The sequence below is a fragment of the Bacteroides sp. genome (assembly GCA_036351255.1).
Lineage (GTDB): Bacteria > Bacteroidota > Bacteroidia > Bacteroidales > UBA7960 > UBA7960.
The window spans coordinates 1-25,770 of the sequence record JAZBOS010000040.1; the positions used below are offsets into that span (position 1 = coordinate 1).

Consider the following 25,770-nt stretch of genomic DNA (forward strand, 5'->3'; position numbering starts at 1 on the left):
AACAGCAACTATTATCATCACAACTATACTAAGGTTCACCTTTTTCTTTTCTCTCACCGCTCTTTGTTTACTTAAGTGTTTCTTGGAGAAATTTTGAGCATTATGTTTGTATATTTGTAGTGAAAAACCGCGTATTGTAATATTCCAAGATCATGCGTTTTAAGCTCAGTATGCAGCTCAGAGGCGATGGCCTCCATAGTCTACCCTCCAATCATCAATACGAATTCTTCTCCTGGATTAACAAAACCTTGCACTTTGGTAACCTCTCAATGATAAGCCTTCTTAAAGAGAAGGGCTACCTTGATCCACAACATCAGTTCAGCTACTTTTCTTTCTCCCCACTCAATGTGAGAGATTCTTCCATTCAGGATGACCGGATGTTTATTGGCGACAGCCGTGTTTCCATGGTGCTTTCCTTAATTCCAGACCCTGCTTTTGAAACAATAATCCCCGAATTGTTTAAAGGCATAGAAGCCAGGGTAGGGGATAAGAAAAGTAAACTGGAATTTTTGATTGATGAGGTGGAACTGCTTGAGGGCCAATTATTTAATGAATCAATTACACTGCGTTGCAATACACCGCTTGTGTTGACGGATACTTTTAAGCCTCAAAGAATTCAATTTCTTTCACCTGAGGATAAAGGCTATGAAAAAGTTTTCTTCAAGAACCTGATGGCCAAATATGCCTTAATGATGAAATTTTTTCCGGGCAATGGAAACGTAGCTTTCCCTGATTTGTCTGAACTTAGGTTTGAATTATCCAGTCCGGTAAAATCAAGGGTTGTAAAAGTCAAGACAGAGACTCCAACGCCTCTTTCCCTCAAAGGCTATATCTTTGATTTCAGCCTCAAAGCCCCTGAGACTTTGATCAAAACAGGTTATTCCCTGGGCTTTGGTGACAGTTGTAATCTTGGTTTTGGCTTCTGTGAGGTAAAGGAATAAAAACCTTTAATAACCTGCAGCCTGGCCGTCTTTCCTGGACTCAGAGGCACCAAAATAAACTTTGTTAACCGGATCCCATTTTATGGCCTGGTAGCCGCCATATCCTCCCAGATCCCACTGTATCTTATGGCCTTTTTCCATTAGGGCCCGAATGGTTTCATATGGGATTCCCGACTCGAGAAAAACCACTCCTCCATCATTCATCCTTTCACCTGTGGGTTCTGACGACCCAATATGCTGAATTCTGGGTGCATCACCCGCTTCCTGAAGGTTCATTCCAAAATCAACCAGATTGACTACAACTTGTGCGTGCCCTTGGGGCTGCATGGCTCCGCCCATTACCCCGAAACTTATATACGGCTGCCCGTCTTTAGTAATGAATGCCGGAATAATCGTGTGGAAGGGTCTTTTACCCGGCTCATAGGTATTCACATGTCCGGCTTCAAGGGTAAAGCTTTCACCCCTGTCCTGCAATACAAACCCTAATCCCGTGGGCGTCATCCCACTGCCCATACCCCGGTAATTGCTTTGGATGAGGGAAACCATATTTCCGTCCTTATCGGCAACGGTCAGGTAAATCGTATTTGGTGTGTCCTTTATTCCGGGTTCATATCGTCTGGCTGCCCTGTTTGGGTTTATCAGGGCCCTTCTCTCAGATGCATATTCCTTTGAGATCAGGGTCTCGACGGGCAGGGCGTTAAAGGCTGGGTCTGCATAGAAATGTGCACGATCTTCAAAAGCAAGTTTTTTTGCTTCCACGAAAGTGTGGATATATTCCGGACTACCAAATCCCATGGATGCAATGTCATAGCCTTCAAGAATATTCAAAATCTGCAGGGCTGCAATTCCTTGCCCATTGGGAGGCAGTTCCCAAACATCAAAGCCTCGGTAATTGGTTGAAACCGGTTCCACCCATTCGCTATGATGGCTGGCGAGATCTTCATAACTCAAAAACCCACCGTTTTCCTTTATGTATTGCTCGATAACCCTTGCAATATCCCCTTTATAAAAAGCATCGCGTCCTTGTTGGGCAATAATTTCATAAGTTCGGGCAAGATCAGGATTCCGGAAGATCTCGCCTTTCTCAGGCATCCGCCCATTGGGCATATAGGTCTCTTTAAAGTTTGGGTATTGCCCAAGCCTGAATGCAGAACGCTGCATATAATAAGCAATAAGATCGGTAACAGGGAACCCATTCTTGGCATAATTTATGGCGGGCTGCAATACCGATTGCATACTTATCTTACCAAACTTCCCATGAAGTTCAAACCAGCCGTCTACTGCTCCTGGCACACTGACTGGCAGTGGACCATAAGATGGTATGCGGGTCAATCCGTTTTCAATGAGGTACTCCAGCGTGAGGCTTTTTGGAGAACGCCCACTGGCATTTAGTCCATGTAGCTTCTGGGTTTCTGCATCCCAAACAATGGCAAACAGGTCACCCCCGATTCCAGATCCAGTAGGTTCCATCAGGCCAAGAATTGCATTGGCTGCAATGGCAGCATCCACTGCACTGCCGCCTTGTTTCAGGATGTCTAGTGCAACTTGCGTGGCAAGGGGATGACTGGTTGCTGCCATCCCGTTTTGTGCGATGACTTCAGAACGCGTAGCAAAATCATGCCCCGTTATACGGTCCTGGGAAAACAAGGGGTGAACAACCGTTAATAATACAATGTAAATAAGAATGAATTTTTTCATGGTCATTAGTTTAGGTTATTCTGGACGATTAAATACATATTGAAGGATATTGGTCCCCATTTGAAGGGCCTTTAGCCTCACCTCTTCAGGATCTCCATGCACTATCTGGTCTTCCCAGCCATTGCCAAGGTCTGCTTCATAGGAGAAAAAAACCACCAGGCGGCCCTCATAAAAAATTCCAAATCCCTGTGGAGGCTTGCCATCATGTTCATGAATTTTCGGCAATCCATTTGGGAAACTATATTTCTGGTGATAAATGGGATGGGAAAAGGGAATCTCTATTAACTCCAGTTCGGGAAACACTTTCCTTATCTCTCGTCTGAAATAGGGATGCAGACCATAATTGTCATCTGCATGGAGAAAACCTCCCCCTGTGAGATATTGACGCAGGTTCTCTGCTTCCTGTGGGGAGAATACTACATTTCCGTGCCCGGTCATATAGACGTAAGGGTAATTGAATATCTGCTGGCTGCCTGCTTCTATGGTTGCAATCTTTGTGCTGATTGTCATTCCTGCGTTTTGATTTGCAAAAGTCACCAGGTTGGGCAAAGCAGTGGGGTTGCCATACCAGTCACCCCCGCCTCGATATTTTAGCGTGGCGATCTGGAAATGCTGGGCAACCAAAGGCGATGTCCAGAGAATGAGAAGAAAAAGGAATATTTTTTTCATATAATGAGGCGATCAAAGCAATTGATTGATGGAATTGAACTGGATGCAGACAGCTAGGGCTGCCGTTTCCGTTCGGAGGCGGTAATTACCTAACTTAACCGGCAAAAACTGTGCCCCGAATGCATCTTTAACCTCTGATTCCGAAAAATCGCCTTCCGGTCCAATCAGGACGGTAAGCTTTTGTCCGGCGGTGTAAAGGTCATTTATTGTATTGCGATCTTCGGGGCCACAGTGAGCAATGATTCGGACCCCATCCGCCGGTTGCTTAAAAAACTCCTTCAGGCGTATGCCCGGGTTCAGTAGAGGCAAATAAGCCCTGAGCGATTGCTTCATAGCCGATACCAGTAATTTTTCCAGGCGGTCGGGTTTAATAATGTTGCGTTCGCTGTTCTCGCAAAACACCGGGGTGATCTCATCAATACCGCACTCTGTGGCCTTCTCAAGGAACCATTCAAACCGGTCAATATGCTTCGTAGGGGCTACTGCCATGTGTAAATAAAAGGGGCGGGGAGGCTGTTCTCCGTGTTCCGTAACATTTATTACACAGCCTTTGGCGTTTGCTTCTGCCAGCAATCCCTTGTCCCATTTCCCTTTCCCATCAGTAACCACCACTACCTGCCCTTCCTGCAAGCGGAGTACCTTTACTGCATGGTGCGATTCCTCCGGGCTGAGCACCAGCATATCTCCATCCAGACCTGGCGAAAAGAAAACGTGCATAAAGTGGTTTTTTACTTTTTACCCTTACGGGAAAACAAATTTAATAAAAAGCCTGTTTGCCTTATGTTTAAATTTGGCCCATGAACAAGTTGATCAAAATAATCAATCATCGCGACTTTGTCCTGACCCTTGCGCTGATCGTGGGGCTTTTGATGGGTGAACGCTCCCAATTCCTGGCCGAGATCTCAGTATATACCCTTGCCTTGGTGATGGTGTTTGCCACCACTGGATTTTCTTTCAGGAACTGGTGGCCCCTGCGCAATGCCCTTCAACCCATTGGCTGGTCAACATTGCTCAATTACGGGGTGTTTGGAATGGCCATGATTGGTTTGGGCTGGGTGTTTTTCCGTGAGGAACCCTATATTCAATATTATTTTGGCATTGTGTTGCTTGCTGCTGCCCCGCCCGGGCCTTCCGTTATCCCCTTTGCGACTATGCTTAAAGGCGATGACAATTTTTCAGTGACGGGTGTTTTTGGTTTGCATCTGGTGGCTATGTTGTTAACCCCATTTATGCTCTTCCTTTTTCTTGGCGATGCCATGATCAACCCCACATCCATCCTGAAGATCATGGTTCAGTTAATTGTCATCCCCCTGGTCATCAGCCGTTTTCTACGCCATCCAAAAGTGCTGCCTTTTGCGAATCAGGTACGTGATACCATTATTAAATGGGGGTTCTTTCTCGTCATTGTGCCCATTATGGGGATGAGTGCCAGCGTGTTTTTTTCAAAACCAGGCCCGGTTCTGATCATGGCGGGCATTTTTCTTTTCACCATGTATGTGATGGGATTTGCCTATCATGTAATGATGGATAAATTGGGATTCAAAAGACCTTTCCTGATTAGCAGCACTCTGATGATGGTAACCAAGAGCAGCGCCTTTTCGGCAGTGGTCGCCTTTACTTTCTTCCGCAACGAACCCCGGGTAGCTTTGCCTTCGGCCATCGTTAGCGTCTTTGTGACCCTGTTTATTATCTTTTATTCCTTGTTCCTGGAATTTTATGAAAGGGGTCGTAAAACCTCTGATTGACTCTTGAGGAAAAATTCTTTTATAAACGGTTCAGAGGAAATTTCTTTTCTGACCAGAGCATTATGATTACCCCAGTCATAAGCGATGCCATGGCGATCATAAAAGTCCTGTCAAATCCCCATGTTTCATAAAAGAGGATGCCTAGCAAAGGTGCAAAAAGCGATCGTACAGCTGTGAGCCCAAGATGTATGGCCTGGTAAGTGCCGGCTTCAGAGGGTTCACAAAAATAGGCTGATCCGATGCTCCAGGTCAGGCCCATGGTGGCTGCAAATACCCCGTGAAATAAAATGTACAGCAGCAGGGTATGGTAAAGGGTGATTCCGAAGAACACCTGTTGGTTGCCATCTGCCCGGGTGATAACCAGTGCAAAAATGAATAGGACCATTGAAAAAAACGAAATAGCCGCAAAACGCCTGGGGTCAATGCGCCCGATCAGCCTTCCGAAAAAGGGAAGAATCAGGATGGCAAGCAGATTATAAGCATTCCGGTAAAAGGCCACGCTGGAATAGTTTAACATTAACCCCTCGCTTAGAAACAAAACGATCACCATGGAAGATGACATAAACCCGAAGCCGTAAAACATAAAACCCACCTCGAAATGCCGGAACGGAAGATTCCTGATCAGGATGTCCTTCATCTCCCGAACGGAATGCTTAATGCCCTCCCACAAGGTTTGTCGCGGCATTTCCTGGACCGTATTGCCATAGGGGATTCTGGAAAGCAGAAAAACGGAAAGCATACCAAGGATTGCAGCCACCGGGAAGATGTAAACAAAAACATAATGGTTCAGGTCAAGTGCCCAGCCGTATGCAAAAGTGGTGACCATCATGACGACCTTATTGACCGTAGTAGAGTATGAGTAGTATCGCCCGAAGTTTTCATGCCGGTAGGCATTCTTCAGGAACAGGTTGATGGTGGGGAAAATGATGGGATTGGCCAGGTAATAGATCAGGAAGATCCCCAGAAAAATATAATGATAAATGGAATCGCCGGTAAGCTGTTCGTGGCTTCTTGGGAAAAAGAATAACAAGGCAAGGGGCAGCCGGGTGATTATGGCAATGCGCCTGAGCAAGCCCTTCTTATTCTTGACCCGTTTCAGAAATTCATTGAAAAAAATCAGCAACAGGAAAACCACCACCGTAAACTGGAACAAAAAGCCCAGTTGATAACTTGAACCGTGAAGACTCTTCACAAAAACAAACTCATTCAATGCAATCAGGCCAGCCAGGATGCCTTCGATGAATGAATATGCCAAATGAAGCTTGAACGTGCTTCTTTCAGCAGGCTGAATGGCTCTGAAACGGTTTCTGATCATGGATTCTGGTCCTGCCTTGGCTTTCTTATTGAAGGTCGGGGTTTCGAATAAACACTCTTAACATTTTTAAGGCATAATTGTTCTGGTTAATCCAGGTTAAATCCCACTGACATACCGATTAGCAAAGCATCGCCGGGAAGGGGTGTTTCGTCTTTGCGGGTTTGAAAGTTGAGGAAATTATAGCGTACGCTAAACCCAATATAGGAATGCTCCCCGGCAGGAACTCGCAATTCAGCGCCCGGACTGAAACTAAAACTGGAGATCATCCTCGACAGGCCATAATCCTCTTGTTCGGCAGAGGTAAATGCCTCAATGCCTTCATAGCCCAATCCCAAACTAAGGATGATCTGGTGCCTCATATAATCAACCAAAGCCAGTCCGATACGTCCCGACACATGCAGGTTTGTGAAATTCTTGGTTTGGTAACCCTCATTGTCAACCACTACCTCATAGTAATTTGGGCTGGACAAAAAGCCAATCTTCATAATGAATTCCAGCATAAACCTGTTCTGGATAAAGCCTGCCCCAAAGCCAATTTGAGGATGACTTCCCAGCAGTTTCAGCTCACCCCGCGGGCTCCAGAGCCCACCGTACAAGTTCAGATAGCTTTTTTTGGCTTGCTTAATGGCCAATTGTTGTACCTGGTAAATCGAATCCAGTCGGGTGCCTGTCAGTTCTCCTTTTTTCAGGCGATCCATTGCCTGGCTGAAGCGGTTGGAATAATAATCCAGGAAAAAAGACTCGATAGGCTTCAGGTCAGCAAACCTTTGCAGGTGAAGGGCCAGGTTGCTGGTAAAAACATTGTAAGTCGTATCAATCGGATAGTATTCCCAGGTGTAATAATCCAGGTAGTAATTGGGATCTTCAAATCGGGTGGTTTCCTGGTAATGGTTCAGGTAGGTGAGTATCTCATCCGGATAAAAGTCGTCAGAGAAGGTGTTGGTCTCAATCTGGTGGAGCAGGTAAAACCGCAGCAAAGGCTCTGCCAGTCCGCATTGCTCATCCCAGTAATACAAGAGGGTATACAGGGTATCAAGCTGATTTGCCTGGTGAAGTAAAGGGATAAGGGAGGTGGATTTTAGTGCGATTTCATGACAAGTAATGGTTTCTTTGACCAGGTAGCCCTCAATGTCTATCTGCCCGCTTGACTTTAAGGGGAAGATCCCGAAAACCATCAGGATCAGGGCCGTGAAAAAAAACTTTGCCCTTGCGGCCTGACTTTTCTTCCCTTCCTCGAAACGATTGTCTCTCATGAATACCCCTCCAACAGACTTTTTATCAATGGATCAGAAACTATATTTTATGCTTGTCAGTGTTCTAAGGTTGCCCATATTATTGGTTTCCCCGAATTGAAAACGTTCATCCGGTGTGCCATATGCCGCTACATCATAAATAATTTCCAGGTGAAAGGAAGTATTGCCTGCAAAATAACTCAGGCGTGGAGCAAGGCGGAAGATATGTGAAATATTATCTCCACGGACCCAATAGGAGCCATTAATATCCTTTGTCGAACCGAGGTTCTTAGAGAAGCCTCCAAATAATCCGGTTCGCCATTTTCCCGAAGTGTCACCCAAATCAATCCAGCTCGCCATGCTGCGAATGCCCGCATAATTGTAGATGCTTTTTTCGGGGTCAATGAGGTCGGCTTCCCCATAACCTCCCAGCATCACCAGGTGATTCATGTTTTCTCCAAGGGTTCCCTGGGCTTTGATCTCGAAACCTTCAAGACGCAGTTTAACAAAAAGATTACCTCCCAGCGAAGTCATCCTTTCACCAGTGCCATATCCCGAGGGGGTCTGTGTTCGTGGTTGAAGGCTTAGCACCCCTGCCGAAGCCCCTGCCAGGAAGTTACCATTTTCATAAATGACTTGTCCCCAGGTCTCAGGGATGCCGCTGTTCCGTAAATAAATGCTGCTTTTCCCCTGGGGCCCTGTGGATGCAAAGTCGCTTTGTGATAGCAATGCTACCATGTACGATATTGCCCCGCTTTTGTGGGTTAGCCTGATTTGAGGCGAACGATTCAGTATGTTATAGGGCACACCGCCTCCAAAATGAATGACCCCCGGGAAACAATTGGTAATAAACAAAGGGTGCCAGTACTGTCCTGCAAGCAGACTGGTGTTTTCCCAGTCGAGCTGCAGCTTCGCATGACGCATACGAATATGGTTAAACATACTGGGACCAGTTCCAAGGAAGTCCACCTCAAATAGTGCGGAACTTTCTGCGCCTATAACTTCCGGACCCTTGATGTTTGCCTGCAAACGCGAAGAAAGCAAGGACATTTGAAAGGCAGAGTGGGCATTCAGGTCTACACCATCCGGGTCCAGATTTTCTGCTGCCGGGAATAGCAGTACATTCCCTTCCCTGGCCGATTCCGTCAGGCGGGAATCATAAAACATTTCGAAATTTATAAAACCGTGGAAGGTCGTTTGAAACAACCCCTGGGAGAAGGCTTTCCCGGAGGTAAGAAAAACGCCTTGGACGGCAAAGGCTGCAATGAGAATGATTTTTCTGAGTTTCATAAGAAAGATTTATGTGAATCAAAATTACGCATTCAATTTGCTTCAGCAATTTTAATTCTTTTTTTGCTGAAAATTCTGTTTCTTTGCCCCTTAATAATCCCAAACCCCCAAAAAAACATGAAAAAGTTCTTTTTTTTAATGGCTATCGCCATCCTGGCCGCCTGCCAGCAAGTTCCGGTAAATGAAATTACCATTACCGGAACGGTCAATAATCCTACAGACACCATGGTAGAGGTGTTTTATTATAAGGATATGGTTGCCAATCAAACTGAAAAGGTTGAGGTTACCCTTGATGAGAACAACCAATTTAGTGCCACCCTTCCATTGACCGAGGGGAAATATATTTTTATTAGCCATCCCCGGCGCACCATCCGGCTTTTCCTAGTCCCCGGCGCCGAGGTCAATGTGCAGTTCGACGCCCAGGATCCCGCTCAGGTTCCGGTGATCGAAGGGAAAAAAGCCCTTGAAAGCCAGTTCCTGGTGGCCTATAACCAGGAAATGGAAAGTAAATTCAACCGCAGCATCATCCTTAACCAGCTGGGAAGTACCCCTGCCGATGAATTTCTTGCAAACATGGAATCCGCTCACCAGGAAAAACTTTCCTATCTCGAAGGATTTGAAGGGTATAATAAACTGGATAAGGATTTTGTAGACCTGATGAAAACCAATTTCAAATACGAGAAATATGGTCTGCTGATGGAATATCCGATGGCATTTGCCTATTTTAATCCTGATGCTGGCGATCCGGTGATGCCTGAAGGTTACTATGCTTTCCTTGAAGAAGAAGATCTCTTCAACGATGCCAATTTAAGCGCCACCCCTTACCTAAACTTCGCCAATACCTTTCTCAATAAAAAGATGGAAGAGCAGGCTGACCCTGCCAGCGATGTGCCTTATTATGAAAGGCAATATCTTGCGGCCCGCGAGGCTTTTTCAGGCAAAACCCGTGATATCCTGGTCGCTCAGTCAATGATTTCTATGCTCAACTTTGGTGATTTCGATCGTGCCCGGGAGCTCTATGCTGATTTCTCTGAATTGGTGCAGGCTGCTGACATCAAAGAGGTAGTCGATGCCGAATATCAAAAAGTCCTTGCCCTTTCACCTGGAAAACCTGCACCCGCGTTTAACCTTACCGATATCGATGGGAATCCGGTTTCCCTGAGCGACTTTGCAGGCCAGGTGGTTTACCTCGATTTCTGGGCCAGCTGGTGCGGACCCTGTATGCGTGAGGTGCCCTTTGCCAAGGAACTTAAGGAACGTATGGAAGGTTATGACGACTTGGTTTATCTTTACATCTCAGTCGATACCGATGAACAGGCCTGGAGAAATACTGTGGCTGAAAAGGAGATCAGCGGGGTCCACATCAATGTGCCCGGCTTTAGCCATGATGTGCCTGATGCGTATAATTTGAAGGGCGTTCCGACTTTTTACCTGATCGGACGCGATGGCAATATTTTTGACAATCGCCCCCCGAGACCGAGCAACCCCAAAATTGACGAAGTGCTCAAGGCTGCCCTTGCCCAAGAGGTTATTTAAATCGCATCGCCATGAGAAAACTGCTTCTGATCCTTTCACTGGGATTCTTGGCGGCCTGCAGTCAGCCACCGGAGGACCCCTCCGTAAAACTTAGCGGGTCAATTGTTAATCCCAACACTGAACCCATTGAGTTTGTCTTTTATCGCGACTTTACCAACAACCATCGCGAGATCATCACCCTCGAACTGGATGAGCAAAACCAGTTCGAGGTTAGCTTCGACATGCCTGAACCCGCCATTGGAGTATTAAGAAACGGGAGGTCCAGCATCCAGTTGTTTCTTAAGCCAGGCGATGAACTGGAGATTCTTGCCGATGCCGGTAACTGGCTCGAAAGCATTGAGTTTTCCGGTGAGGCAGGTGATGTCAATGCTTTTTTTGTGAACTATCAGCGTGGGCTGATGCCCGCTGTGGGTATGAGATTTATTTCAAATGTCGCCACAAATAAGGCTCCGGAAGACCTTTTGACCACTCTGGATAGTATTGCTGAGCTGAAAATGAATTTTTTAAAGACTTATCCAGGCAGTCAGGAATTTGATCCTGATTTCAGGGCTTTTTATAAAACAGAGGTAGAATTCCAAAATAATCTTGGCCTGCTCTATTTTCTTGGAATGCAGCAATCCAATGATACTTTGGATGTAGCACCTGAATTGCCTGAACGGTTTAGCAGCTTCCTTGAGAACCCCGCTCTTTTTGATGACTCCCGCCTGAACAGCGAAACCTATGTGAACTTCCTGCTGGCCTACCTGGAGCACTGTGCCCAGGGACCTGCCATATCATTTATGGAAGATGCTTCCGAGCACGAAATAAACTATCATCTTGCCAGGGAGCGTATACCGGGAAAATCGGGCGAATATGTTCAGGCCATCAGCATCAATCGCGAATTCAATTACGGCGATCTCGAAAAAGCGAAAGCCATGTACGATGACTTTATGGCCAATGCCCTGGATGAGGATCTGAAACTACGCCTTACCCATACCTGGGAAGGTATTCAGGCACTTATGCCCGGAAATCCTGCCCCGGATTTCACCATGACAGACATAAATGGCCAGGAAGTATCCCTGAGTGATTATCGTGGCAAGGTGGTCTTCCTTAAGTTCTGGGCCTCCTGGTGTGGACCCTGCATGCGACAGGTACCTCCTGCCAAAGAACTGAAAAAACGTTTAGCTGGTCAGGAGGATATTGTTTTTATGTATGTGTCTATCGATACTGACACCACTGCCTGGCGAAATGCCGTTGAACGCCACGAAATATCCGGAGTACACTTCAATACTCCGGGACGCGAGAGAGGTGTGCCTGCCCTCTTCCAGGTCAAGTGGATTCCTACCTTCTTCATTATCGGCAAGGATGGCAATATATTTGACAATCGTCCCCCTCAGCCTTCCGATCCTGAGGTAGACGAAACCTTGCTGAAGGCGCTTGCGCAATAAACAGGAGGGTTTGGGTATTATCCGTGCAGGATTTTTTTAAAATTCCTGCACGGATTTCTTTTTGGCTTCAATCAAAATGGCTTTTCGTTTGTTTAAGCATTGTAAACCCAAACTTAATTTTCATGAAAAAAATATTCCTTATTCTTTTCCTTCTAATCCCTGCAGCAGCTATTTCCCAAAGCAATGATGAATTAGCTCCTGTAACCACCACACAAGTAGCTCCCGGCGTATTTCGTTTGTTTGTAAATGAGCGGGTGGCCACTGCGCTGTTTGTTGGCGCTGATGGCGTAATGCTTATTGATGCGGCATACGAGCAAACTGCCCCTCAGCTTAAAGCTGCCATTGAAGCCCTTACCAATGAACCCATTCAATATCTTGTCAACACCCACCATCACGGTGACCATGTAGGTGGAAACGTTGAGTTAGGCAGCAACGTCACCATTATTGCCCATCAATTTGTAAAGGATTACGTAAGCACCGAACACAGGGCGGGTGAACGTGTGATTCCTGCTATGGAAAAACAAGGGTGGCCCGGTATCACCTTTTCGGATGAAATGAACCTGGACTTTAATGGCCAGACCTTGCAGATGATTCACCTGCCCAAAGGCCATACCGCAGGCGATATCATAATTTATTTCCCCGCTAGCAAAGTGCTGGTTGCGGGCGACCTTTTGTTTGCCGATAACTTTCCCTATGTTGATGTCAGCAGTGGCGGAGACCCCATGGGCTATCTGAAAAATCAGCAGTATATTCTTGAGAATTTCCCGGCCGACTTGACTGTCATTGGCGGGCATGGCCCCATTTACAACATGGAACGCCTTAGCGAGTACCACGCGGAACTTCAGAAAACCGTAGAGGTTGTCCGTCAGGCCAAGCAGCAGGGAATGACAGCCGAACAAATGAAAGCCAATCGTATTCTGAAGGATTGGGAAGCATGGGGTAAGTTCTTTATTACTGAGGACCGCTGGATCGATACCCTTTTCCCTGTGCTGTAATCTAATAATCGTTACTGATGAGTATTTCCTCCCAATACTCATTCAGGCGGGTCGGAAAAGCAATTTTTCGGCCCGTTTTTTTTTAGGGCTAATTTATCTGGTTTTATAAGATGTATGAATGGTTTTTACCTTACCTTTGTTTCCGAACCAATGTAATGAGGCTACTATGATTTATATTACCCGCCGGGAAACCTTCAACGCCGCACACCGCTTGTTCAAGCCCGAATGGGACGATGCGAAAAACCTTGAAGTGTTCGGCAAATGTTCTAACCCCCAATGGCACGGCCACAATTATGTCCTTTATGTCACCGTGAAAGGTGAAGTGAACCCCGATACGGGCTTCCTGGTCAACCTTAAGGACCTCAGTGCCGTCATCAATAAATATATTCTTGATAAAATCGACCACAAAAATATGAATGTTGAGGTCGATTTCATGGCGGGAAAATATGCCTCAACCGAGAACCTGGCCATCTCCATCTGGGAGCAGCTTGAAGAGCCGGTCAGGCAGATTGGTGCCTCACTCCATTGTGTCAAATTACTCGAAACCGAAAAAAACGCTGTAGAATATTACGGAAAAAATAATTAAAAGATTTTTACCATGGCATCACAGATTAACAAGGATATGGCCATTGAAAACAAGATGGACGATTACGAAAAAATCGATCTCTACAACATGAAAAAAGTGGAAGCCCTGGGCTCGCATTATCTCAAGATCCTTGAGTTGCTCGGGGAAGACCCCGGCCGGGAAGGTCTCTTAAAGACCCCTGAACGCGTTGCCAAGGCCATGCAATTCTTGACGCACGGCTATGACCTCGACCCCCACGAAATCCTGCGCTCAGCCATGTTCAAGGAAGACTACCGCGAAATGGTGATTGTTAAGGATATTGAGATCTATTCCATGTGCGAACATCACATGCTGCCTTTTATCGGAAAGGCTCATGTGGCCTATATCCCCAACGGGTACATCGTTGGGCTTAGCAAGATTCCCCGCGTGGTCGACGCCTTTGCCCGCCGCCTGCAGGTCCAGGAACGCCTTACCACCCAGATCAAGGAATGTATTCAGGATACCCTTCAGCCTTTGGGGGTGGCCGTGGTGGTTGAGGCCCATCACCTCTGCATGATGATGCGGGGCATCCAGAAACAAAACTCGGTGACCACTACCAGCGATTTTACCGGCGCCTTCCGCACCGAAAAAACCCGGGCTGAATTTATTCACCTGCTGGGCAGCAAACTGCACTAAGACTGGGAACGTAATCCGTAAAGTACCTGGATTCTTAAAGAAAGGAAGTCCTTCGTTCCTGGCTGAACGAGCTTCACCTGGTTTTTACTTTTGGCTTTTCAGGGAAACTGTTTTTCAAACTTCCGGTTGCCGGAAAATTAAAATTAATACGCCATCCTTGCAGCATTTGGAGGTTTTTTTTCGTATTGGGCTATGTATGCAACCTCCAAAAATTCTATGATGATGAAAAAGATCCTGTTATTTCCTTTAGCATTATTACTACTGGGCTGGCTTCCTGCCTGCAAGCAAAACGATAATCCTGGGCCTGAACCCGAGCCGGTTATCATTGAATTGAGCGAACGCGCCGATGAAGTGATTGGTAATAGTAACCAGTTTGGCATAGAGCTGTTCACCCAAACCGTTGCAGAAGAACCGGGCAATATGATGCTGTCGCCCCTCAGCGCTTCCATCGCCCTCACCATGGCCCTGAACGGCAGCGCCGGCGAAACCTATGCACAGATGTACCAAATGTTGGGCTATCCGGGTGATATGACCATCAGCCAGGTCAACGGGGCCTATCAGAGTCTGGTCGGCCAGTTGTTGAGCGTCGACCCCAAGGTGAAGATCGCCCTGGCCAACGCCCTTTTCTACAGGCTGGGTTTTGTGGTCAAACCGCCCTATCTGCAAACCATGGAAGATGATTTCGATGCCCATGTGGAGGGCCTGGACTTCAGCCTCCCTGCTGCTTTGGCTACCATCAACGGCTGGGCCAGCGACAATACCTTCGGCAAGATCCCCGAAGTGCTGCAGGAAATCAGTCCCGATGCGGTCATGTTCCTGATGAATGCCCTTTATTTTAAAGGCGACTGGACCTACCAGTTTGATGAGAATGAAACCATTGAACGACCTTTCCATCTTGACGATGGTACGGATATCAGCGTGCCAACCATGGCTGGAAACGTGGGTGCTATGCGATACGTAGGTGCCAATTTCAATGCCATCGAATTGCCCTATGGACAAACCAACTTCTCAATGGTGGTGCTCGTTCCGAACGAAACCCTTGAAGATTTTTATCCCGGTTTTACCCCTGCAGTATGGGATGAAGTGACCTCCGCCCTCGATGCCCAGGCCGAATGGATCAAAACCGATGTCCTGATGCCCAAATTTGAATTTGACTACGAAAAAATCCTTAACGACCAATTAAAGGGCATGGGAATGCTGGATGCATTTATTCCGGTCACGGCCGACTTTTCAGGCATCACGGATGAGGAAATCTTTATCAGCTTCGTCAAGCAGAATACCTATGTGATGGTCAACGAAGAAGGCACCGAAGCCGCTGCCGTCACCACCATTGGTTTTGAGAATACCAGCGTGGGCCCGGGCACACCATTTTTCTATATCGACAAGCCTTTTGTCTTTGCCATCCGCGAACGCACCACCAATACCCTTCTTTTTATTGGCAGCGTGACCAATCCGATGGATTAACCGGCCGTTCCCCTTTCTTCTGTCATTTATCTTGCAAAAAAGGCCCGGGATGCATAGCAATTGACTATGTGCCCCGGGCTTTTTCCTATACTGGCTTTTCCCGGGATGATTATTCAGGGAGTATAATGCTGGCCTGTAATAGATAAAGGTTTTAATTGAAAAAAATAATTAGTCCTAAAAAATGCATTATTTGCATAATAAAAAACACACCTTATTCAACCACGCTCGTACCATGCTCGTGTAATGGTCGTGACGGGCTTTGATGGGCTTCGTGTGGACACGACCAAAGTAGGTCTTTGGTAGGTTTATGAAGGGGGAGAGGGGGCGTTGAGAAAATGAAAAATGAAAGATGAGAAATGAAAAATTTCCGGGTTTTGCTTATGAAGGGACACAGGCTTGGGTGGATGATGAAGATCAGCCAGTCTCATTCAAGGCTTTTGAAAAATCATTACCTTTGTGGCCGGAATTTTTGAAACCAAACAATACGAGCAATTTATGAAAAAAGCATTTGTATTTCCCGGCCAGGGCGCCCAGTTTGTGGGTATGGGTAAGGATTTGTATGAGGGTTCTGAAATGGCCCGTGCAATGTTTGAGAAGGCTAATGAATTGCTGGGCTTTCGCATCACTGACCTGATGTTTTCGGGCACAGACGAGGACCTTCGCCAGACCCGCGTGACCCAGCCGGCTATATTCCTGCATTCGGTCATATTGGCCCATACCCTGGGTGAGAAGTTCACGCCAGATATGGTGGCCGGGCACTCGTTGGGCGAGTTTTCAGCCTTGGTGGCTGCCGGCGCCCTGGGTTTTGAGGACGGGCTGTTGCTGGTGTCGAAGCGCGCCCAGGCCATGCAGAAAGCCTGCGAAGCCGAGCCCTCGACAATGGCTGCAATCATTGGCCTGGAGGATGAGGCCGTGGAAAGTATTTGCGCTGGTATTTTCGAGGTGGTGGTTCCGGCCAACTACAATAGTCCCGGTCAGTTGGTCATTTCGGGCAGCATCAAGGGTGTGGAAATTGCCATGGAGAAGCTGAAAGAAGCGGGTGCCAAGCGTGCACTGGCCCTCAAGGTAGGTGGGGCCTTCCACTCGCCCCTGATGGAACCTGCGCGCCAGGAACTGGCTGCTGCCATTGAGGCGACGACTTTTAAAGCACCCATCTGCCCTGTTTACCAAAACGTGAATGCAAAAGCCATTACCGATCCTTCACAGATCAGGGAAAATCTTGTGGCTCAGCTGACTTCGCCGGTGCGCTGGACCCAGATCATGCAAAACATGATGGCCGATGGTGCGACCACTTTCGTGGAAGTGGGCCCGGGTACTGTGCTGCAGGGACTGGTGAAGAAACTCAATAGAGAAATAGAAGCCTACAGTGCTTAATTTCAAGGAGGTCGATGATTACCTATATCCTGTTTATTGCCGGGTTTTTCTTTCTGATTTTTGGGGCGCAGTTCCTTGTAGACGGAGCTGCCTCCATCGCTAAAAAACACGGCATTTCGAACATAGTCATCGGCCTGACCATCGTGGCCCTGGGCACTTCCTCGCCTGAACTGGTCGTGAACCTCATTGCCAGCTATTCGGATGCTGACGATGTGGCCATGGGCAACATCCTTGGCAGCAATATTTCCAACATCTTGCTCATTCTGGGGGTTTCCGCCCTGATTTTTCCTTTGGCGGTCAATGTCAATCATAAATGGAGGCGCATTCCCTTTGCCCTCGAGATCCCCATTGCCATTGCCGCCGCCCTGATCATCGGGATCCTTGCCAACGACAACCTGTTTCGGGTCACTGAGGTGGCACAAATCGACCGATTGAACGGTCTCATCCTGATCGTATTTTTCATTGGGTTCATGATCTATGCTTTCCGATTTGGGAACGACGGATTGGATGAGGATGTTAGTGTGAAAAGCTTGCCTTTGTGGCTGTCGCTGGTGATGATTCTGCTGGGGATCGGAGGGCTTGCTCTTGGTGGGAAATGGATCGTGGAAGGTGCAGTCAAAATCGCTTCCCTGCTGGGGATGAGCGAAGCCCTGATCAGCCTGACCATTGTAGCAGTGGGGACTTCACTCCCCGAGCTGGCCACCTGTGTAGTGGCTGCCCATAAGAGGAATGCAGGCATTGTGATTGGAAACATTGTGGGATCCAATATCTTCAATATTTTCTTTGTGGTTGGGCTAAGTGCCGTGATTCAACCCCTGAAATTTAACAAGGATATGAATTTCGATGTCCTGGTCGGCTTGTTCTCGACCTTGCTGCTTTTTTTCTTTATGTTTACCCCCAGGAAGAACATCCTGGAGCGCTGGCAGGGCGGGGTGCTTTTTTTGCTTTACGTTGTCTATATTATAGTCCTGATATTACACGAAGCTGGCCTCATAGGGTTTGGTTTTTTAGCTTTCCTGAATTAAGCAGTTTTTCCAGGGCCGGTTCGAACAAACTTTTCTCGAGCAGTTTCAGATACTGAAAACTATGCAGGTCGCTGCCCAAAAAGTCGATCATCCCGGCATCGATCAGCTTTTCCGATATTTTCTTGGTGGTCAGGGAGTAATACCCTGAAAGGGAAATGGTATTCAACTGGAAGAATACTTCGCGGTCCTTTAATTCCTCGAGTTTTGAGAAATTGTGGTGCCAGTATACATAGCGCTCGGGGTGTGCCAGGATAACACGGTAGCCGGCCACCTGCATTTCAAAAAGCAGTTCGCTGAGGTTCTGGGGCGGGCTGTAGTAAGGCAGTTCAACCAGCACATAATTCTGCCCAAAGGTCATGACCTCCTTACTGGCTATAAGGGGTGCAAAACCTTCATCGATAAGGTATTCGGCCGTGGCATGAAACTCAATGTTAATGCCTGCCTTTTCAATGGCTTTTTTTACCTCTCTTTCCCCTTTTTCGATGATCTCCCTGGTGTTTTTGTAAAGATCGGCCATAATGTGGGGGGTGGTGATCACTTTTTGGTATCCCAAACCTGCCAGTTGCTCGAGCAGGGCCAGCACGGTGGCCATGTCGGGCGCGCCATCGTCGATGCCCGGGATCAGGTGAGAATGCATATCGGTCACCAGGGGCGAAAGATCCACCGGGTGATCAAGCTTTTTTTTCCTAAACCAGGATCCGAAAAGGTGGCTCATATGCAGGTTTTTATTTTCTGTTCAGGGCTTGCAGGCGCTAACGTTTTTCGTATTGCTGCTGGTAATAGTTCTGGTATTCACCCGAGGTGACCTGATCAAGCCAGGCCTTGTTGTTCAGGTACCAGTCGACTGTTTTTTCCAGGCCTTCCTCGAACTGCAGTGAGGGCTTCCAGCCCAGCTCGCGCTGAAGTTTGCCGGCATCGATGGCATAGCGCAGGTCGTGTCCTGCCCGGTCCTTGACAAAGGTGATGAGGGTTTCGGAGCGTCCCGGCTCTCGTCCCAGTTCCTTGTCCATGATCTTGCATAGCACCCTGATCAGGTCGATGTTCTTCCATTCGTTGTGCCCACCGATGTTGTAGGTTTCCCCGTTTTTTCCCTCGCGGAGGATCAGGTCAATGGCGCGGGCGTGATCTTCCACATAAAGCCAATCGCGCACGTTCTCACCCTTGCCATAGACAGGCAGGGGCTTCATTCGGATGATATTGTTGATGAACAGCGGAATGAGTTTCTCGGGGAACTGGTTGGGGCCGTAATTGTTCGAGCAGTTTGAGATCACCACGGGCAGTCCATATGTATGGTGATAAGCCCTGACAAAATGGTCGCTGGAGGCCTTGGATGCCGAATAGGGGCTGCGGGGATCGTAGGCAGTGGTTTCGGTAAACAGGCCTTCGCTGCCCAGCGAGCCATAGACCTCGTCGGTGCTGATATGATAAAAGCGCTTTCCTTCGTATGGCTTCTTCCAGAAAGTGCGGGCAGCATTCAACAGATTTACGGTGCCCAACACATTCGTGTGAATGAACTCCAGTGGGTTGGTGATGGAACGGTCGACGTGGCTTTCAGCCGCCAGGTGAAGCACGGCATCAAAGTCGTGTTCTTCAAATAAATGGTTGATCTTTTCCTGGCCAAGGATATCAATCTTCAGGAAATGGTAGTTTGGTTTATTTTCTATGTCGGTGAGGTTGGCCAGGTTGCCTGCATAAGTCAGGCTGTCGAGGTTAAATACCTGGGTCTCCGGATATTTGTTGACCATCAGGCGCACTACGTGTGAACCAATAAACCCGGCACCGCCGGTGATAAGAATTTTTTTCATTTTGTAAAGTTAAGATTCCAGAATGCCTGCGGCAAGGTTTTTTTCCCATTGCCAGGCAGAAGCCATCATTTCTTCCAGTCCCATCTGGGCTTTCCAGCAAAGTTTCAGGTTGGCAAGGGTGGTATCGGCCCACACCCGGGGCACATCGCCCGAGCGCCGGCCGGTGATTTCATAATTCAGTCTCATGCCGGTAACCTTTTCAAAGGCCTGGATGGCCTCCATCACGCTGGTGCCCTTGCCGGTGCCCAGGTTGAAGACTTCGAAGTTTTTCTCGTTTTCGTTATGAAGCATGCGCTCCACAGCCACCACGTGGGCTTTGGCCAGGTCGACCACATGGATGTAATCGCGGATGGCAGTGCCGTCGGAGGTGTCATAGTCATCGCCGAACACCATGAGTTTTTCACGTTTCCCAATGGCGGTCTGGGTGATAAATGGCACCAGGTTGTTGGGAATGCCAATGGGCAGCTCACCAATGAGGCCACTTCTGTGGGCACCGATGGGGTTGAAGTAACGCAGGGAGATGGCCCGAAGGGGCATCGTCTTAACGGTGTCCTTAATGATCTCTTCGCTGATCTGTTTGGTGTTTCCGTAAGGGGAGAATGCTTCCTTAACCGGGGCTAGTTCGGTGACAGGCAATTCATCGGGCTGTCCGTAAACCGTGCAAGAAGAAGAGAATACGATGTTGGGCACATGGAAGGTTTCCATGAAGCGGAGCAGGAGAATGAGCGACACCAGGTTGTTGTGGTAATATTTCAGGGGGAACTCCACCGATTCGCCCACTGCTTTATAGGCGGCAAAGTGGATGATGCCGGCCAGGTCTTGGTTTTCCTTGAAAAAAACGCGAAGGGCAGCCTCATTGCACAGGTCCATTTCATAGAACCTTGGTTTCTTACCGGTGATACGGCCGATCTGGTCAATGATGCGGGCAGTGGAATTCGACAAGTTGTCGATGACTACAACATCATATCCGCTTTGCTGCAGTTCAACCACGGTATGCGAACCGATGTATCCGGTACCTCCGGTAACCAGGATTTTTTTGCTCATTGTTTTTTTGTTTAGAAACTCCAGTAGATCAGATCCTTGATCTTATTCCTGAAAATGCCCTTAATATCCACCAGGATAGGGTTTTCAGTGCCCTGCATGAAGTTCTTCAGGTCATTTTCGGTTAACTTCATATAGGGGTGGTGGTTCACGGCCACCACCACGGCATCGTAATCGTTGGCTGGTTTTTCAATCAGTTCAAAGCCGTATTCGTGTTTGATGACCTCGCTGCTTGCATAGGGATCAACAACATCTATCTTCACGCCGTAGGATTGAAGTTCGCAGACCAGGTCAGCCACTTTTGAGTTGCGGCTGTCAGCCACGTTTTCCTTAAAAGTAGCGCCCATAATAAGCACTTTTGATCCCAGGATGTTTTTTCCTGCAGCGATGAGTTTTTTCACCAGTTGCTTGGCGGCGTAAAAGCCCATGCTGTCGTTTACAAAGCGCCCCGAGTTAATCACCTGCGGGTGGTAGCGGTATTCCTTTGCCTTGTAGACCAGGTAATAGGGGTCAACGCCAATGCAATGGCCGCCCACTAGACCAGGATAGAATCGGAGGAAGTTCCATTTGGTTCCAGCAGCTTCAAGTACATCATAGGTGTTGATGCCCATGCGATTGAAGATGATGGAAAGCTCGTTCATCAGGGCAATGTTTACATCGCGCTGGGTGTTTTCGATAATTTTGGCAGCTTCGGCTACCTTGATGGACGGGGCGCGGTGAACCCCAGCCTTTACAATCAGCTCATAGGTATTTGCAATGTTATCGAGGGCTACATCATCATTGCCCGATACGACTTTGGTGATCGAAGTAATGGTATGCTCCTTGTCGCCGGGGTTGATACGTTCGGGCGAGAAGCCCACTTTAAAGTCCTGACCAGCTTTCAGGCCCGATAGCTCCTCGAGCAGGGGCATACAGTCCTCTTCGGTACAACCAGGATAAACAGTAGACTCGTAAACCACGTAATCGCCTTTTTTAAGGGCTTTGCCCACTGTGCGGGTCGCTGAAAGCAGCGGACGGAGGTCGGGCAGGTTGTGGTCATCGATAGGGGTGGGAACCCCAACAATATGAAAATTGGCTTTTTTCAGGTCTTCAGGATTGGCGGTGAACACGATGTCGCAGCCTTCAAAAGCTTCAGCCTCCAGTTCCTCGCTGGGGTCAATGTGGTTTCGCATCATTTCAACGCGGTCTTCCTTGATATCGAAACCCACCACCTTGATCTGGCGGGCAAATTCGAGGGCAATGGGTAATCCTACATATCCTAATCCGATCACCGAAAGGGTGGCCTCTTTGTTAATCAGTTTCTCGTAAATATTCATCGTTTAAAAGGTTATGATTTTTTGTTATTGTTGTTCTCCTGCTTATCGCGTAGGGCATAGATACGTTCAATAATCTCCACCACTTTGAGGCCCTCAAGGGCATTGGTGGTAATGGTGGTTTTACCTTTTAAGGTGTCAACCACATTCTGAATGATGAAGTGATGATTGGCTGCGCTGCCCTTATAGGGGCCATAGTCGTTGGGGGGCTCAGCCGGTGGAAGGTTTGGCATTTCGTAATCCTGAACGTGGCAATACTCCACTTCGTTCATGTATTGCCCGCCAATTTTAACGGCTCCCTTACTACCAATGATGGTCAGGCTGCTTTCCATATTCTTATCCCAGACGGCGGTGGAATAATTGATGCTTCCCATGCCCCCGTTCACGAAGTTGAAGCTTACCATCCCGGAGTCTTCAAAAGCTGTCAGGTCCTGATGGGCAAAATCGTTAAAGATGCCCTGGATATCCCTGATGTCGCCAAAAAGCCAGTACATGATATCCACAAAGTGGGCAAACTGGGTGAAAAGGGTCCCTCCATCAAGATCTGCAGTACCTTTCCATTCTCCTTTTTTGTAATAGCGGTAATCGCGGTTCCAGTAGCAATTCACCTGGACCATATGAATATTGCCCAAGGTCTCTTTCTCGATCATTTCCTTGATCCAGATGGAAGGGGGAGAGTAGCGGTTCTGCATCACCAGGAACAGCTGCCGGCTGACCTGCAGCGATTTGTAAATGACGGCCTCGCATTGTGCTTTGGTTAAGGCCATGGGCTTTTCGCATACCACATGGATCTTCTTTTCTAGGGCTTGCAGGCAATGCCGGGCGTGAAAACCATTGGGTGTGCAGATATTGACTACATCCATTTCGCTTTTACTGGCCAAAAGATCCTCGATGGAGGGATAAAAGGGAACTCCGAAATGATCGATACCCAGTTGCTCCTTGGGCTTGATGTCGCAGAGGGCCACCAGCTCAGCTTCAGGATTGCGCAGGATCATCTCTGCGTGCCTTTTCCCGATATGTCCGCAGCCAACCACTGCAAATCGGATCTTCCCACTTGGCTTATCCATATTCATCTTTTTTAATGGCAACTTATCCTGCCTTATCATGCTCCGAGAACCAGGAGCCTGCCTGCAACTTATCCAACTAAAACCTTTATCCCCGAAGGCCGAACCCCTAACTAATCCTTCTGACCTTTCCGTTTTCAAGGGCATAGGTTTGCCCGCTTTCAGGGCATTTGGCCATTCCTTTCTCATCGAAAGCGAGGCGATGGCCAAACTCACTCATCCAGCCAATGTGACGGGCTGGATTACCTACCACCAGGGCATAGGCAGGCACGTCGCGAATGACCACGGCCCCTGCACCAATAAAGGCGAACTCCCCAATCTCAATACCACAAACAACGGTGGCATTGGCACCTATGCTTGCCCCTTGCCGCACCAGGGTCTTAACGTACTGATCCTTGCGTACCACAGCACTGCGGGGATTTACGATGTTGGTAAAAACCATCGAAGGACCCAGAAACACATCATCTTCGCAAATGACCCCGGTATAGATGGAAACGTTGTTCTGCACTTTCACATTGTTACCCAGGACTACCCCCGGTGATATCACTACGTTCTGGCCCAGATTACAATGCTCGCCAAGCTCGCAGTCGGGCATGATATGGGTGAAATGCCAGATCTTGGTACCCTTGCCTATCTTACAGCCAGGATCGATCACAGCGGTTTCGTGGTGGAAATATTCTTTTTCCTTCATTGGACCTGGCTTAGCGGTTCACGTATTCAAGGACAGATTGAGTGATAAACTTCAGTTGTTCATCATCGAGTTCAGTGTGCATGGGCAGCGAAATGACACTCTTGCTGAGGGCTTCGGTAACCGGGAAGTCACCCTCGCGATACCGGGGGTCAGTATAAGCCTTCTGCATATGCATGGGGACAGGATAATAGACCATGGCCGGTATATCTTTTGACTGGAGGTGTTCCTGAAGGCCAAAGCGGTCAATGTCCCTGGTGATCAGGGTGTATTGGTGAAACACATGGGTGGAGTTTCCTGCCCGCTTTGGTGTCAGCAACCTGGGGTTGTTGGCGAAGGCAAAATCGTAATAGTCGGCAACGGCCTGACGGGCTTCTGCATACTGGTCGAGGTGCCTGAGCTTAATGCGCAATATAGCAGCCTGAATGCTGTCGAGGCGTGAGTTAACACCAATGGAGTCGTGGTAGTAGCGCACTTCCATACCATGGTTGACGATCACGCGCATGCGCTGCGCAAGGTCATCGTCGTTGGTAAAGATGGCCCCGCCGTCGCCATAACAGCCCAGGTTTTTTGAGGGGAAAAAGGAAGTACAACCGATGTGCCCCATAGCCCCTGCCTTTTTGCTTGTCCCGTCGTTAAACCTGTAAGTAGCTCCAATAGCCTGGGCCGTGTCTTCAATGACGTAAATGCCTGCTTCGCGGGCGATCTCCAGGATAGGGTCCATGTCGGCACACTGTCCGAAGAGATGAACCGGCACAACAGCCTTGGTTTTTGAGGTGATGGCCTTTCGGAATGCCCTGGGATCGATGTTAAAGGTAAGGGGGTCCACATCGACCAGAACAGGTGTCAAGCCAAGCAGGGCAATGACTTCAACGGTGGCGACAAAAGTAAAGGAGGTGGTAATGACTTCATCGCCGGGCTTCAGGTCAAGGGCCATCATGGCTACCTGCAGTGCATCAGTGCCATTCGCGCAGGGGATGACATGCTTTACCCCCAGGTAATCCTCAAGCTCTTTCTGGAAGCTTTTTACCTCGGGGCCGTTGATGTATTGGGTGGAGCGGATGACATTCAGAACTGCCTGATCAATTTCCTGACTGATCTTGTCGTATTGACCCTTGAGGTCAACCATCTGGATTTTCTTCATAAAGGAGGAAAAGGTTGTTTTTTGGATGAATTTTTCAGCTTACAAAGATAAAAATTATTCTTTCGGTCAGGTTTTTTTGGTGGCCTGATGGCCTATTTTCCTTGCTTTTTCAAAAGTTTCTTTTTTTGAAGATATCGCGTTTCGTTTTATTTGAATGCCGTATCTTTGGACAAGAAAAAAAACCTCCGGATGCGGATTCTTTATAATTTCTTTCTTTTTATATACCGGCTGGGGGCAGGGATTATGGCTTGGTTTTCGCCAAAGGTAAAAAGATGGCACCAAGGCCGCAAGGGACAGTTCGAACGGATGCAGGCTGTCAAAAAAGGGAAGGGTCCCCTGGCATGGTTCCACTGTGCCTCACTGGGGGAGTTTGAGCAGGGCCGGCCTGTGATTGAAGCCTTTCGTAAGGCATGCCCCGATTTCAGGATCCTGCTAACCTTCTTTTCTCCCTCTGGCTATGAGATCCGGAAAAATTATGAACAGGCCGACCACGTGTTTTATCTTCCGCTTGACACGCCCGCCCAGGTCAAGCGGTTCTTTGATATATGGGATCCCCGGCTTGCAGTTTTTGTGAAGTATGAGTTTTGGTTTAACTATCTGGATACCCTTTACCGGAAGCAGATTCCAAGCTTTGTCATCTCGGCCCACTTCCTGCCCGAGCAGCATTTCTTTAAACCTTACGGGGGGTGGTTTCGCAGGCAGTTGAAAAAGTTCACTCATATTTTCGTTCAAAATCAGTCCTCCCTCGACTTGTTGCTGAAAGC

General features: G+C 48.0%; 25 protein-coding genes. 12 read left to right on the forward strand and 13 right to left on the reverse strand.

The window, feature by feature from the left end; all coding sequences use genetic code 11:
- Positions 1–152: 152 nt before the first annotated feature.
- Positions 153–941, forward strand: a complete 789-nt coding sequence (gene cas6, locus V2I46_03495; protein MEE4176553.1) for a CRISPR-associated endoribonuclease Cas6 — start codon at positions 153–155, stop codon at positions 939–941.
- A 6-nt stretch (positions 942–947) separates the two neighbouring features.
- Here the strand turns inward: cas6 and ggt are convergent, their stop codons facing one another.
- Genes ggt through V2I46_03510 form a run of 3 tightly spaced genes read right to left on the reverse strand, consistent with a single transcriptional unit; the run spans position 948 to position 4,025 of the window.
- The gene (ggt, locus tag V2I46_03500; protein ID MEE4176554.1) at positions 948–2,639 is read right to left on the reverse strand and encodes a gamma-glutamyltransferase; all 1,692 of its coding nucleotides are present in this window, start codon (positions 2,637–2,639) and stop codon (positions 948–950) included.
- A 15-nt stretch (positions 2,640–2,654) separates the two neighbouring features.
- Positions 2,655–3,308, reverse strand: coding sequence for a DUF4159 domain-containing protein (locus V2I46_03505; protein MEE4176555.1), 654 nt, complete (start codon positions 3,306–3,308; stop codon positions 2,655–2,657).
- A gap of 12 nt (positions 3,309–3,320) precedes the next feature.
- Positions 3,321–4,025 carry a 16S rRNA (uracil(1498)-N(3))-methyltransferase gene (locus V2I46_03510; protein MEE4176556.1) on the reverse strand — a complete coding sequence of 235 codons (705 nt, stop codon included), beginning with the start codon at positions 4,023–4,025 and terminating at the stop codon, positions 3,321–3,323.
- Positions 4,026–4,105: 80 nt separating this feature from the next.
- Here V2I46_03510 and V2I46_03515 point away from each other — a divergent pair, with 80 nt between their 5' ends.
- Positions 4,106–5,053: a bile acid:sodium symporter gene (locus tag V2I46_03515; GenBank protein MEE4176557.1), complete on the forward strand. Its 948-nt coding sequence runs from the start codon at positions 4,106–4,108 to the stop codon at positions 5,051–5,053.
- 19 nt (positions 5,054–5,072) lie between these two features.
- On the opposite strand, the gene V2I46_03520 is transcribed toward V2I46_03515, so the two are convergent.
- The 3 genes from V2I46_03520 to V2I46_03530 form a co-directional block, all read right to left on the reverse strand.
- Positions 5,073–6,368, reverse strand: a complete 1,296-nt coding sequence (locus tag V2I46_03520; GenBank protein MEE4176558.1) for an MFS transporter — start codon at positions 6,366–6,368, stop codon at positions 5,073–5,075.
- A gap of 86 nt (positions 6,369–6,454) precedes the next feature.
- Positions 6,455–7,621 carry a hypothetical protein gene (locus V2I46_03525; protein ID MEE4176559.1) on the reverse strand — a complete coding sequence of 389 codons (1,167 nt, stop codon included), beginning with the start codon at positions 7,619–7,621 and terminating at the stop codon, positions 6,455–6,457.
- Positions 7,622–7,654: 33 nt separating this feature from the next.
- Positions 7,655–8,890, reverse strand: a complete 1,236-nt coding sequence (locus V2I46_03530; protein MEE4176560.1) for a hypothetical protein — start codon at positions 8,888–8,890, stop codon at positions 7,655–7,657.
- A gap of 117 nt (positions 8,891–9,007) precedes the next feature.
- On the opposite strand from V2I46_03530, the gene V2I46_03535 reads away from it, so the two are divergent.
- The 9 genes from V2I46_03535 to V2I46_03575 all read left to right on the forward strand — a co-directional run bounded on the left by V2I46_03535 (position 9,008) and on the right by V2I46_03575 (position 17,951).
- On the forward strand, positions 9,008–10,426 hold the full coding sequence (locus V2I46_03535; protein MEE4176561.1) for a TlpA disulfide reductase family protein: 1,419 nt from the start codon (positions 9,008–9,010) through the stop codon (positions 10,424–10,426).
- A gap of 11 nt (positions 10,427–10,437) precedes the next feature.
- Positions 10,438–11,853 (forward strand): TlpA disulfide reductase family protein, encoded by a 1,416-nt coding sequence (locus tag V2I46_03540; protein MEE4176562.1) that lies wholly within the window; start codon positions 10,438–10,440, stop codon positions 11,851–11,853.
- Positions 11,854–11,975: 122 nt separating this feature from the next.
- Positions 11,976–12,848 (forward strand): MBL fold metallo-hydrolase, encoded by an 873-nt coding sequence (locus V2I46_03545; GenBank protein ID MEE4176563.1) that lies wholly within the window; start codon positions 11,976–11,978, stop codon positions 12,846–12,848.
- Between the two features lie 166 nt (positions 12,849–13,014).
- Positions 13,015–13,434 (forward strand): 6-carboxytetrahydropterin synthase, encoded by a 420-nt coding sequence (locus V2I46_03550; protein MEE4176564.1) that lies wholly within the window; start codon positions 13,015–13,017, stop codon positions 13,432–13,434.
- 54 nt (positions 13,435–13,488) lie between these two features.
- Positions 13,489–14,088 carry a GTP cyclohydrolase I FolE gene (gene folE / locus V2I46_03555; GenBank protein MEE4176565.1) on the forward strand — a complete coding sequence of 200 codons (600 nt, stop codon included), beginning with the start codon at positions 13,489–13,491 and terminating at the stop codon, positions 14,086–14,088.
- Between the two features lie 222 nt (positions 14,089–14,310).
- Positions 14,311–15,552, forward strand: coding sequence for a serpin family protein (locus V2I46_03560; protein ID MEE4176566.1), 1,242 nt, complete (start codon positions 14,311–14,313; stop codon positions 15,550–15,552).
- Positions 15,553–15,901: 349 nt separating this feature from the next.
- Positions 15,902–16,051 carry a hypothetical protein gene (locus V2I46_03565; GenBank protein MEE4176567.1) on the forward strand — a complete coding sequence of 50 codons (150 nt, stop codon included), beginning with the start codon at positions 15,902–15,904 and terminating at the stop codon, positions 16,049–16,051.
- The gene (fabD, locus tag V2I46_03570; GenBank protein ID MEE4176568.1) at positions 16,048–16,926 is read left to right on the forward strand and encodes an ACP S-malonyltransferase; all 879 of its coding nucleotides are present in this window, start codon (positions 16,048–16,050) and stop codon (positions 16,924–16,926) included. Before V2I46_03565 ends, fabD begins: the two co-directional genes overlap by 4 nt.
- Before the next feature lie 14 nt (positions 16,927–16,940).
- Positions 16,941–17,951 (forward strand): calcium/sodium antiporter, encoded by a 1,011-nt coding sequence (locus V2I46_03575; protein ID MEE4176569.1) that lies wholly within the window; start codon positions 16,941–16,943, stop codon positions 17,949–17,951.
- On the opposite strand, the gene V2I46_03580 is transcribed toward V2I46_03575, so the two are convergent.
- The 7 genes from V2I46_03580 to V2I46_03610 form a co-directional block, all read right to left on the reverse strand.
- Positions 17,917–18,666: a CpsB/CapC family capsule biosynthesis tyrosine phosphatase gene (locus V2I46_03580; protein MEE4176570.1), complete on the reverse strand. Its 750-nt coding sequence runs from the start codon at positions 18,664–18,666 to the stop codon at positions 17,917–17,919. The two genes, V2I46_03575 and V2I46_03580, sit on opposite strands and share 35 nt — an antisense overlap.
- A gap of 37 nt (positions 18,667–18,703) precedes the next feature.
- Entirely contained in the window at positions 18,704–19,756 is a 1,053-nt protein-coding gene (gene rfbB, locus V2I46_03585) for a dTDP-glucose 4,6-dehydratase (GenBank protein ID MEE4176571.1), read from the reverse strand.
- A 9-nt stretch (positions 19,757–19,765) separates the two neighbouring features.
- A complete protein-coding gene (gene galE / locus V2I46_03590) occupies positions 19,766–20,800 on the reverse strand; it encodes a UDP-glucose 4-epimerase GalE (GenBank protein MEE4176572.1) in 1,035 nt (344 codons plus the stop codon).
- A gap of 11 nt (positions 20,801–20,811) precedes the next feature.
- Positions 20,812–22,107, reverse strand: a complete 1,296-nt coding sequence (locus V2I46_03595) for a nucleotide sugar dehydrogenase (GenBank protein MEE4176573.1) — start codon at positions 22,105–22,107, stop codon at positions 20,812–20,814.
- Between the two features lie 17 nt (positions 22,108–22,124).
- Positions 22,125–23,177, reverse strand: a complete 1,053-nt coding sequence (locus V2I46_03600) for a Gfo/Idh/MocA family oxidoreductase (GenBank protein MEE4176574.1) — start codon at positions 23,175–23,177, stop codon at positions 22,125–22,127.
- Between the two features lie 106 nt (positions 23,178–23,283).
- Positions 23,284–23,865: an acyltransferase gene (locus V2I46_03605; GenBank protein ID MEE4176575.1), complete on the reverse strand. Its 582-nt coding sequence runs from the start codon at positions 23,863–23,865 to the stop codon at positions 23,284–23,286.
- A 10-nt stretch (positions 23,866–23,875) separates the two neighbouring features.
- Positions 23,876–25,006 (reverse strand): DegT/DnrJ/EryC1/StrS family aminotransferase, encoded by a 1,131-nt coding sequence (locus V2I46_03610; GenBank protein MEE4176576.1) that lies wholly within the window; start codon positions 25,004–25,006, stop codon positions 23,876–23,878.
- A 189-nt stretch (positions 25,007–25,195) separates the two neighbouring features.
- Here V2I46_03610 and V2I46_03615 point away from each other — a divergent pair.
- Positions 25,196–25,770, forward strand: a 575-nt coding sequence (locus V2I46_03615; GenBank protein MEE4176577.1) for a glycosyltransferase N-terminal domain-containing protein, incomplete at its 3' end; no start/stop codon positions are given.

Coding starts and splice junctions, on each gene's coding strand:
- V2I46_03560 (MEE4176566.1), top strand. CDS start 14,311: ATGAAAAAGATCCTGTTATTTCCTTTAGCATTATTACTACTGGGCTGG.
- V2I46_03610 (MEE4176576.1), bottom strand. CDS start 25,006: ATGAAGAAAATCCAGATGGTTGACCTCAAGGGTCAATACGACAAGATC.
- V2I46_03520 (MEE4176558.1), bottom strand. CDS start 6,368: ATGATCAGAAACCGTTTCAGAGCCATTCAGCCTGCTGAAAGAAGCACG.
- V2I46_03530 (MEE4176560.1), bottom strand. CDS start 8,890: ATGAAACTCAGAAAAATCATTCTCATTGCAGCCTTTGCCGTCCAAGGC.
- V2I46_03505 (MEE4176555.1), bottom strand. CDS start 3,308: ATGAAAAAAATATTCCTTTTTCTTCTCATTCTCTGGACATCGCCTTTG.
- V2I46_03515 (MEE4176557.1), top strand. CDS start 4,106: ATGAACAAGTTGATCAAAATAATCAATCATCGCGACTTTGTCCTGACC.
- fabD (MEE4176568.1), top strand. CDS start 16,048: ATGAAAAAAGCATTTGTATTTCCCGGCCAGGGCGCCCAGTTTGTGGGT.
- folE (MEE4176565.1), top strand. CDS start 13,489: ATGGACGATTACGAAAAAATCGATCTCTACAACATGAAAAAAGTGGAA.
- V2I46_03565 (MEE4176567.1), top strand. CDS start 15,902: ATGAGAAATGAAAAATTTCCGGGTTTTGCTTATGAAGGGACACAGGCT.
- V2I46_03605 (MEE4176575.1), bottom strand. CDS start 23,865: ATGAAGGAAAAAGAATATTTCCACCACGAAACCGCTGTGATCGATCCT.
- V2I46_03540 (MEE4176562.1), top strand. CDS start 10,438: ATGAGAAAACTGCTTCTGATCCTTTCACTGGGATTCTTGGCGGCCTGC.
- V2I46_03600 (MEE4176574.1), bottom strand. CDS start 23,177: ATGGATAAGCCAAGTGGGAAGATCCGATTTGCAGTGGTTGGCTGCGGA.
- V2I46_03525 (MEE4176559.1), bottom strand. CDS start 7,621: ATGAGAGACAATCGTTTCGAGGAAGGGAAGAAAAGTCAGGCCGCAAGG.
- V2I46_03535 (MEE4176561.1), top strand. CDS start 9,008: ATGAAAAAGTTCTTTTTTTTAATGGCTATCGCCATCCTGGCCGCCTGC.
- ggt (MEE4176554.1), bottom strand. CDS start 2,639: ATGAAAAAATTCATTCTTATTTACATTGTATTATTAACGGTTGTTCAC.
- rfbB (MEE4176571.1), bottom strand. CDS start 19,756: ATGAAAAAAATTCTTATCACCGGCGGTGCCGGGTTTATTGGTTCACAC.
- V2I46_03510 (MEE4176556.1), bottom strand. CDS start 4,025: ATGCACGTTTTCTTTTCGCCAGGTCTGGATGGAGATATGCTGGTGCTC.
- V2I46_03580 (MEE4176570.1), bottom strand. CDS start 18,666: ATGAGCCACCTTTTCGGATCCTGGTTTAGGAAAAAAAAGCTTGATCAC.
- galE (MEE4176572.1), bottom strand. CDS start 20,800: ATGAGCAAAAAAATCCTGGTTACCGGAGGTACCGGATACATCGGTTCG.
- V2I46_03575 (MEE4176569.1), top strand. CDS start 16,941: ATGATTACCTATATCCTGTTTATTGCCGGGTTTTTCTTTCTGATTTTT.
- V2I46_03550 (MEE4176564.1), top strand. CDS start 13,015: ATGATTTATATTACCCGCCGGGAAACCTTCAACGCCGCACACCGCTTG.
- cas6 (MEE4176553.1), top strand. CDS start 153: ATGCGTTTTAAGCTCAGTATGCAGCTCAGAGGCGATGGCCTCCATAGT.
- V2I46_03545 (MEE4176563.1), top strand. CDS start 11,976: ATGAAAAAAATATTCCTTATTCTTTTCCTTCTAATCCCTGCAGCAGCT.